We start from the raw sequence: 8,735 nt of genomic DNA, 5'->3' as shown, positions 1-8,735 counted from the left end.
GGGGCAATACCTGCCTTCAGGAGCGATCGGCCTCCCCGGAAGTGCTTCTTCAGCCCGACGAGAATAACCTCTCCCGCTAGGCCAGACACAACATACAAGGAGCGGCCTTGTGTCGCGAAAGGGCCGCAAAGCGGCCCCGGCAATTTCTGCTGCACAGCTGAAATCCTGGGGCCGCTTTGCGCCCCATCGCGACACAAGGCCGCTCCTACAAGGGGGGCGTCAGCTTGAGTCGGTCATTCCAGGTCGAGCTTTTCTTCCAGGCGGTCGAGGTGCTTGTGCATCAGCCCCAGCGCCGCCTCGGCATCGCCATGCTCCACGGCATCGATGATCGCTGCATGTTCCTCCCACGCGCAGTGGTCGCAGCACGGGGCTTCGTAGCGGGCGATGATCAGCGAGGTCATCGGCACCAGGCCATTGAGAAAACGCGCCAGTGGCGCATTGGCGGCCACCTGCGCCAGTTTCAGGTGAAACTCGCCGCCCAGGCGTATCGCCGCGCAACGCTCGCCGTTTTCATGGTGCTGGCGCTCACGTTCCACCAATTGCCGCAGCTGGCGAATCTGCACCGGCCGGGCGCGTTGCGCGGCCAGGGTGATCAGCGTTGTTTCAGCCAGGCGCCGGGCGCTGAGCACCTGGCGTGCCTGCTCCGGGTCGGGCGCGGCCAGATGCGCAGTGTGGCTGGGGCGCTGCACCACAACCTGCTGGTCGGACAGGCGCCCGAGCACACGGCGGATCACTGTACGGCTGACACCAAAGGCCTGGCCCAGCGCCTGTTCGGGCAACAGGCTGCCAGGCGGCAGGCGCTGTTCGAGGATGGCATCGAACAGCCGCGGGTAGATCTGCTCGGCCGACAGGCGGGTTTCGCCGGCCGCGAGCAGGGCTGGCAGGTGGGGGGCGGCGTTCATGGTCGCTCTCCTTGGGTCATGGATGCGGGTGTTCGTCCGGGATGTTCAGCGGGATGCCCATGCGCAGCCCTTCGGCCAGGATGTGCTGGCGCATCTGCGCACTGGCCTGGGCGCTGCTGCGCTCACGTATGGCGCGCACCACCGCTTCGTTTTCCTTCAGCCGAGCGGCCAGGTGCTCTGGTGAATTGCGCAGCATGTCGGCGCTCTGCTTGAGGGCATTGCCGGTCTGTTGCACCACGCTCTGGAAGATCGGATTGGTGGTCAGGGCGAACAGTGCTTCATGGAAAGCGATGTAGGCCCTGACGCCGGCTTCGCTGTCATCGGCTTCCAGTGCCTCTCGCATGTCCATCAGGGTCAGGCGCAGCTGGCCGATGTCCTGGCTGTTGGCCGACTGCGCCACCAGGCCGACAATGAAAGGTTCAAGGGTATAGCGCAGCTCCAGCACGTCGGCGAGGCTGGCGGCGGTGCTGCTGTCCAGGCCCGGTTCCTGGGCGGCAGCGTCGGCATCCAGCACCAGCACGCCCTTGCCCGGCAGCGAGCGCACCAGGCCCAGGGTTTCCAGCACGGTCACCGCTTCGCGCAGGCTGGGGCGGCTGATGCCCAGTTGTTCGGCCAGCTCGCGCTGGCCTGGCAGCATGTCGCCGGTACGCCATTGGCCGCGGGCGAGGGCCTGGCGCAGTTTTTCCACCACTGAGTTGACGACGGTCGATGAGCTGATCACGGTGCGCTCCTGGAAGGGCCGGCACCAGTGCCGGCCACGTTCGCTCAGAATTCCTGTTGATGGGGGTTGGGCTGCTTGCGTGGCGCGGGGGCGAAGCCGGGTTTGCCGTCGAGCACGTTGTGCGCACGTTCCAGGTCGATGTCCTTCTCCCAGCGGGCAATGGCCACGGTGGCCACGCAGTTGCCGATCAGGTTGGTCAGCGCCCGGCCGATGCCCATGAACCAGTCCACCGCCAGTACCAATACCAGGCCGACCACCGGGATCGCCGGCACGGCGGTCAGGGTAGCAGCAAGGATCACCAGCGCCGAGCCCGGGATGCCGTGAGCGCCCTTGGACGTCACCAGCGACACCAGCAGGATGGTCAGCAGGTCGGTCATTGCCAATGGCGTGCCGGTGGCGTTGGCAATGAACACGATGGCCAGGGTCAGGTAGATGGAGAAGCCATCGAGGTTGAACGAATAGCCGGTGGGGATCACCAGGCCGACGGTGGAACTGCCGATGCCCAGGTGCTCCAGCTTGCGCATGATCTGTGGCAGTACGGCGTCGGACGAGGCGGTGCCCAGCACGATGGTCAGTTCTTCACGCAGGTACTTGATCAGTGGCAGCAGCTTCAGGCCTGACAGGCGCATGACCGTGCCCAGCACGATCAGTACGAAGCCGGCGCAGGTCAGATAGAACAGCGCCACCAGCCCACCCAGGTGTTGCAGCGATTCCAGGCCGTACTTGCTGGTGGTGAAGGCGATGGCGCCGAACACGCCGATGGGGGCCAGGCGCACGATCATGCCCATGATGCGGAAAATCACGTGGCTCAGTTCGTTGATCAGCCGCGAAATGCCGGCTGCGGAGTCGCCCACCAGGTTCAGCGCGCTGCCGAACAGTACCGAGAACAGCAGCACCTGGAGGATGTTGTTGTCGGCGAAGGCGCCGATCACCGAAGTGGGGATCAGGTCCATGAAGAACGCCGTGGCGCCGTGGATGTGCTGGCCGCGTTCGGCCAGGCTGCTGGCGTCGGCGCTGGACAGTTGGTCCAGGTGGATGTTGGCGCCGCTGCCGATACCGCTGGTGAAGGCGAACACCAGGCCGATCACCAGCGCCAGGGTGGTCAGCACTTCGAAGTAGATCACCGACTTCAGGCCGATACGCCCGACCTTTTTCAGGTCGCCGGCGCCCGAGATGCCGCTGACCACCACGCAGAACACGATCAGGCCGATGAGCATCTTGATCAGCTTGATGAAGCCGTCGCCAAGGGGTTTGAGTTGCAGGGAAAGGTCAGGGAAGCTGAGACCGCAGGCGATGCCGAGGGCAAGGCCGAGCACGACTTGCAGGAAGATCGAACGCGAGCACCATTTGAGCATGGGAGGGATCTCTGATCGGTGTCCTTGCTTCAGTAGCCGCACGGGGCGAAAGAGCGCAGGACTTAATTATTGTGGTCTTACCGGTTTGTTCAGCGCGAAGCCATGAAAGCGCGAAAAAATCGACAATGCAAGGATTTTTGGCCTTACCGGTCTGACCAGTTACGGAGCAATTCGGCCTGCCGAGCTCTAGTTCGGTGCATGGGCTGGGAACGCCGTTCGCAGGCGAACCGCCGCTCCCACAGGGACTACGCACATGAATCAGATCAGGCTTTGGCCAGTGCCTGGGGATTACTGCAAGCCGCTTGCCAGGCGCCATGCCGACGTCGATATTTTCGATAACGCCATGATTCGTAAGGTTTATTTGCATTATGTGGCTGACCTCGTAGAATCCGCGCCCGACCGGGAAGTCACTAAAGGGCAGATTGCGGGGTGTTCATCCTTAAAATCGCCCGCAAGCAGACTCCTGGCGTTTATATGAATGGAGTCTCATTGTGCGTCTCAACCTTCCGGTCACCCCGGTCGAGCAACGTTTCCCACCTGATCAACGGCTGATTTCCGCGACCGACACCGCCAGCCTGATCACCTACTGCAACCCTGAATTCGCCGCCATCAGCGGGTACAGCGAGGCCGAACTGATCGGCAGCCCGCACAACCTGGTGCGCCATCCGGACATGCCGCCGGCGGTGTACGCGTTGATGTGGCGTTACCTGAAAGCCGGCAAGAGCTGGATGGGCATCGTCAAGAACCGCTGCCGCAACGGCGACTACTACTGGGTCAATGCCTATGTCACGCCCATCCTCGAAGCCGGGCGGGTGGTTGGCTATGAGTCGGTGCGGGTCTGCCCCACGCGCGAGCAGGTGGCCCGTGCCGAGGCCCTGTATGCGCGCTTGCGCAATGGCCAGGCGGTGTTGCCGTGGCCACGTCGGCTGAGGTTGCTGGCGCAGGCCCTGGCCTTGCCGCTGGCGAGTGGGCTGCTGGCGCTGGGCGCCAACCAGCTGTGGCCAGGCCTGGTGGGGCAGGGGCTGACCGTGGGCCTGTTGGTGGCCTACGGCCTGTGGGCGCGCAATGCCTTCGGGCGGCAGATGCAGCAGGTTGTGCAAGGGGCTGCCGGCACGTTCGCCGACCCCATCGCGGCCTTGACCTACAGCGACTTGCCCGGTGCCGCCGGGCAACTGCAAATGATGCTGATCAGTGAAGAGGCACGGTTGAAAACCGCGCTGACCCGGTTGAGCGACCTCGCGGCGCAAATGGCCGTGGCCGCCCATGATGCCGGGCAGTTGTCACACAGTACCGAGGTAGCCTTGCTGGAGCAGCGTGCGGAAACCGACCTGAGCGCCACCGCCATGAACCAGATGGCAGCGTCCATCGGTGACGTGGCCAGGCATGTGCAGCTTACCGCCGCCGAGGCCCACACCGCGCATCTGCTGGCCGAGCAGGGCAGCCAGGTGGCCGATGCCAGTGGCGCGGCGATTCGCACCCTGGCCGGCACCGTGGCCGGGATCAACCAGGCGGTCAGCCACCTGGCTGGTCAGACCGGTGCTATCGCCGAGGCCACCGGGATGATCCGCGGCATTGCCGAGCAAACCAACCTGCTGGCGCTCAATGCGGCCATCGAGGCGGCCCGCGCGGGTGAACAGGGCCGCGGCTTTGCCGTGGTCGCCGACGAAGTGCGGGCACTTGCCGACAAGACCCGCCAGTCGACCTTGCATATCCAGGCCATCATCGATGCCTTGCGCAGTGGTGCCGAAGAAGCCGTGGCGATCGCCAGCCAGGGCATCGACGGCGCCGAGCAGGGCGTTGCCCAGGTGCAGGAAACCCGGCAGGCGCTGCATGGCATTCGTGACGCGGTGCAGCGCATCAGCGACATGAGCCAGCAGATGGCCACGGCCTCGCAGCAGCAGTCGGCAGTGGCCGCAGACGTTTCACGGCAGATCAACGGTGTGGCCGGCATTGCCCAGCACAGCGCCCACAGCGCCAACGCTGCCGCCTCGCGCGGCGCCGAACTGGAAGAGGTATGCGCCGGATTGCGCGCCCTTGTGGAGCGCTTCAACCGCTAAGGCAGGATGCTTTATGGATGACATCTATCGTGCGGCCGTGGACGCGGCCGCGATCTTTTCCGAAACCGACCTGCGTGGGACCATCACCTACGTCAACCAGCAGTTCTGCAGCATCTCGGGCTACAGCCGCGAGGAGCTGCTGGGCGCCAACCACCGCATCCTCAACTCAGGCCTGCACGAGCCGGAGTTCTTCGTTGGCATGTGGCGGGCGCTGGCCGCCGGCCGGGTATGGAAGGGCGAAATCTGCAACCGCGCCAAGGACGGCTCGCTGTACTGGGTCGATAGCACCATGGTGCCGCTGGTCGACCCGCTTACCGGCCAGGTGCGCAAGTACGTGTCGATCCGTTTCGACGTCACCGAGAAGCGCCAGCTGCTGCATGCCTTGCAATGGCGGGTGGGCCACGACGTACTCACCGGCCTGCCCAACCGCGCCTACTTGTCCGACCTGCTGAACCAGGCCCTGGCCTACTCGCGCCGTGAAGACATTCCGCTGGCGGTGTGCATGCTCGACCTGGATGGTTTCAAAGCGGTCAACGACGGCTACGGGCATGCCATTGGCGACCTGCTGCTGGTCGAGGTGGCGCAGCGGCTCAAGCACATCCTGCGCGGTGGTGACGCGGTGGCCCGGCTGTCTGGGGACGAATTCGTGCTGATCCTGCGCGACGTCGACGAAGACCGCCAGCTGCATGCGGCGTTGCGCCGGGTGCTGGGCGCACTGGCGGCGCCCTATGTGGTGCGCGAACACCGCCTGTCGCTGAGCGCCAGCATCGGCGTGACCCTGTACCCGCAGGATGACGAAGACGCCGACACCCTGGTGCGCCATGCCGACCAGGCCATGTACGTGGCCAAGCAGCGTGGGCGTAACCGCTATTACTTGTTCGACGTGTCCCAGGAGCAGGAGCTCAAGGCTACCCATCAGACCGTGGCGCGGGTGCGCCGGGCCCTGCTCAACGGCGAGCTGTGCCTGTATTACCAGCCCAAGGTCAACCTGCGCAGCGGCCAGGTGCTGGGTTTCGAGGGCCTGTTGCGCTGGCAGCGGCCAGGCCGTGGCCTGGTGCCGCCTGGTGATTTCCTGCCCTGGGTCGAGCAGACCGACCTGATCGTGGAAATCGGCGAGTGGGTGCTCCACCAGGCGCTGGACCAGCTGCAGGCCTGGCAGCGCCAGGGGCAGCCGTGGTCACTGAGTGTGAATATCGCCGCACGGCACTTGCAGCGCAGTGACTTTGCCGAGCGCTTGCAGCAGTTGCTGGCGGCGTATCCGGAGGTGGACCCGGCGCGGCTGGACCTGGAAATTGTCGAGTCGGTGGCCATCGACAACCTGCAGCATGTCAGCCGCTGCCTCGATGCCTGCCGCGCGCTGGGTGTGCGTTTCTCCCTGGACGACTTTGGCACCGGCTATTCGTCGCTGAGCTACCTGAAGCGCTTGCCGACCCAGACGATCAAGATCGACCAGTCGTTCGTGCGTGACATCCTGCATGACCAGGACGACCTGGCGCTGACCAGGGCGGTGATTGGCCTGGCACGTGCGTTTGGCCGGGAGGTGATTGCCGAAGGGTTGGAGAGCGTCGAGCACGGCCGGGTGCTGATGGGCCTGGGTTGCGAGCTGGCGCAGGGTTACTGCATTGCTCGGCCGATGCCGGCCAGTGCAGTGGAGGCCTGGACCCAGGCCTACCGGCAGCCGGCGCAATGGCGCGACCCTTGAGCGCACGTCAGCGCGCCATTGGCTTGACCTCGGCCAGCACCGGGTGCGCCACCAGCTTGTCGATGTGCAAGGTGGCGTCGTTCATCCAGCTTTCGCTGAGCAGGCGGTAGTGTTCCATGTCGCGGCAGCGCAGGCGCAGGCTGTAGTCGAAATGGCCGCTGATCAGCTGACATTCGTGCACTTCCGGGCAGTTGCGCAGGGTGGCTTCGAAGGCCTTCTGCGCGGCACGCCCGCTTTGGTTGGACAGGGCGACCAGCACCAGCAGCGACACCCCGGGCGCCACCTTCTGCAGATCGATGATTGCCCCGTAGCCGCGGATCACGCCACGGCGCTCCAGCTTGCGTACACGCTCGAGGCAGGGGCGCGGGGTGAGGTGGACGAGGCTGGAGAGTTTTTCGAAGGTGATGCGGCCATCGTGGCGCAGGGTGTCGATAATCGCTTCGTCGATGCGGTCGAGGGGGTGGGCGTTGGCGTCCTTGGTGTCCATGCGCTTGGGCTTCTTTCAGTGAGGGCATCGAACAGGTTAGGCGCTTATCGAGTGGGCGTCCTCAATCTCCATCTGCCTCATTCGCGGGCACGCCCGCTCCCACAGGATTTTCGCAAGGTTCAAATATAGCGCGGTCTCTGTGGGAGCGGGCGTGCCCGCGAATAGGCCGGGTCACGCGCAGACGGAACCAGCTGTGGACACCGCCCGCAGCTCCACCACCCGCGGCTGCAACAACCCATACAAATCCTTCGGATCCTCCAGCACCGGCACCAGCCCGATGTCCGTGCCGATACCCAGTGCCTGCGCATTATCCAGCACATAGCGCAAGGCCGAGTAATCCTCCAGGGCAAACCCCACCGAGTCGAACAGCGTTACCTGTTCGGCGCTCTCGCGGCCCTTGGCTTGCCCGGCAACTACCTGCCAGAACTCGGTCACCGGCGAGTCCGCCGGCATCTGCTGGATCTCGCCCTCCACCCGGCTCTGCGGCTCGTACTCGACGATCACCCGGGCCCGCTCGACAATCGCCCGGTGCAGTTCGGTCTTGCCCGGGCAGTCACCGCCCACGGCGTTCAGGTGCATGCCCGGTTCGATCATCTCCGGGGTGAGGATGGTGGCGTAGGCTTTGTCGGCGGTCACCGTGGTGACGATATCGGCCCCGCGCACCGCTTCGGCCACGGAGCTGGCGATGCTCACTTTAAGACCGGGGCGATCGGCCAGGTTGGCGACCAGCTTGGCCGAGGCGGCCGGGTCGATGTCGTACAGGCGGATCTCATCGATGCCCAGCAGGGCATTGAAGGCGATGGCCTGGAACTCGCTCTGCGAGCCGTTGCCGATCAACGCCATGCTGCGGCTGTGTTCGCGCGCCAGGTAGCAGGCGGCCAGGGCCGAGGTGGCCGCGGTGCGAATGGCGGTGGTCAGGGTCATTTCGCTGAGCAGCAACGGTGCACCGGTATCGACGCTTGCCAGGGCGCCGAAGGCCATCACCGTGGGCAGGCCATGGCGGGTGTTCTTCGGGTGGCCGTTGACGTACTTGAAGGCGTAAAGGCTGGCGTCCGAGACCGGCATCAGCTCGATTACGCCGTCCGCTGAATGGTTGGCCACCCGGGCGCATTTTTCGAAGGCGGGCCAGCGCTGGTAGTCCTGGCGGATGTACTCGGCCATTTCCAGCAGGCATGTGGGCAGGCCTTTGCGGTTCACCAGGCGGGCCAGGTCTTGCACATCGATGTAGCGGGTCATGGGGGTCTCCCTGCGGCGACGCTTCCAGAGTGGGCTCTGGTTTCATTGTGCGGCGGGTGGGGAGGTAAAGATGGCTGTAATGGGCTGTGGCAGCAGCGGCTTTGGCTGATTTCGCGGCGTGGGCAGCCGAATCGGCTGTGGGTGCCTGTACCGGCCCTATCGCCGGCAAGCCGGCTCCCACAGGAATATCACAGGCCTCGAGAGCAACGCCGTACCTGTGGGAGCGGGCGTGTCGAGGCGTCGAACCGCCGCGAACACGGGCGAAGCCCGTGCCA

At 65.0% G+C, this 8,735-nt stretch carries 7 protein-coding genes and 1 pseudogene; 3 read left to right on the top strand and 5 right to left on the bottom strand.

Annotated elements, in window-relative coordinates:
* Positions 1-233: 233 nt before the first annotated feature.
* From CAF70_RS10690 to CAF70_RS10680, 3 genes are read right to left on the bottom strand one after another with little or no spacing between them, the layout of a single operon-like run.
* Positions 234-902: a GntR family transcriptional regulator gene (locus CAF70_RS10690; RefSeq protein WP_085624745.1), complete on the bottom strand. Its 669-nt coding sequence runs from the start codon at positions 900-902 to the stop codon at positions 234-236.
* Positions 903-918: 16 nt separating this feature from the next.
* Positions 919-1,623 (bottom strand): FadR/GntR family transcriptional regulator, encoded by a 705-nt coding sequence (locus CAF70_RS10685; RefSeq protein ID WP_085624743.1) that lies wholly within the window; start codon positions 1,621-1,623, stop codon positions 919-921.
* A 44-nt stretch (positions 1,624-1,667) separates the two neighbouring features.
* Positions 1,668-2,978 (bottom strand): C4-dicarboxylate transporter DctA, encoded by a 1,311-nt coding sequence (locus CAF70_RS10680; protein ID WP_085624741.1) that lies wholly within the window; start codon positions 2,976-2,978, stop codon positions 1,668-1,670.
* A gap of 491 nt (positions 2,979-3,469) precedes the next feature.
* On the opposite strand from CAF70_RS10680, the pseudogene CAF70_RS28115 reads away from it, so the two are divergent.
* The 3 genes and pseudogenes from CAF70_RS28115 to CAF70_RS10670 form a co-directional block, all read left to right on the top strand.
* A pseudogene (locus CAF70_RS28115) lies at positions 3,470-3,799 on the top strand (PAS domain-containing protein); the annotation flags it as partial.
* Positions 3,800-4,060: 261 nt separating this feature from the next.
* A complete protein-coding gene (locus CAF70_RS28110; protein WP_371915946.1) occupies positions 4,061-5,035 on the top strand; it encodes a methyl-accepting chemotaxis protein in 975 nt (324 codons plus the stop codon).
* Between the two features lie 13 nt (positions 5,036-5,048).
* Positions 5,049-6,737 (top strand): bifunctional diguanylate cyclase/phosphodiesterase, encoded by a 1,689-nt coding sequence (locus tag CAF70_RS10670; protein ID WP_085624737.1) that lies wholly within the window; start codon positions 5,049-5,051, stop codon positions 6,735-6,737.
* Positions 6,738-6,744: 7 nt separating this feature from the next.
* On the opposite strand, the gene CAF70_RS10665 is transcribed toward CAF70_RS10670, so the two are convergent.
* Both CAF70_RS10665 and CAF70_RS10660 read right to left on the bottom strand, forming a co-directional pair.
* The gene (locus CAF70_RS10665) at positions 6,745-7,224 is read right to left on the bottom strand and encodes an Lrp/AsnC family transcriptional regulator (RefSeq protein ID WP_085624735.1); all 480 of its coding nucleotides are present in this window, start codon (positions 7,222-7,224) and stop codon (positions 6,745-6,747) included.
* A 171-nt stretch (positions 7,225-7,395) separates the two neighbouring features.
* Positions 7,396-8,460 carry an ornithine cyclodeaminase gene (locus CAF70_RS10660; RefSeq protein WP_085624733.1) on the bottom strand — a complete coding sequence of 355 codons (1,065 nt, stop codon included), beginning with the start codon at positions 8,458-8,460 and terminating at the stop codon, positions 7,396-7,398.
* Between the last annotated feature and the right edge of the window lie 275 nt (positions 8,461-8,735).

Origin of the sequence: Pseudomonas sp. B19(2017), assembly GCF_002113165.1 — a bacterium.
Taxonomy (GTDB): domain Bacteria; phylum Pseudomonadota; class Gammaproteobacteria; order Pseudomonadales; family Pseudomonadaceae; genus Aquipseudomonas.
This window is presented reverse-complemented; position numbering and strand designations above follow the sequence as displayed.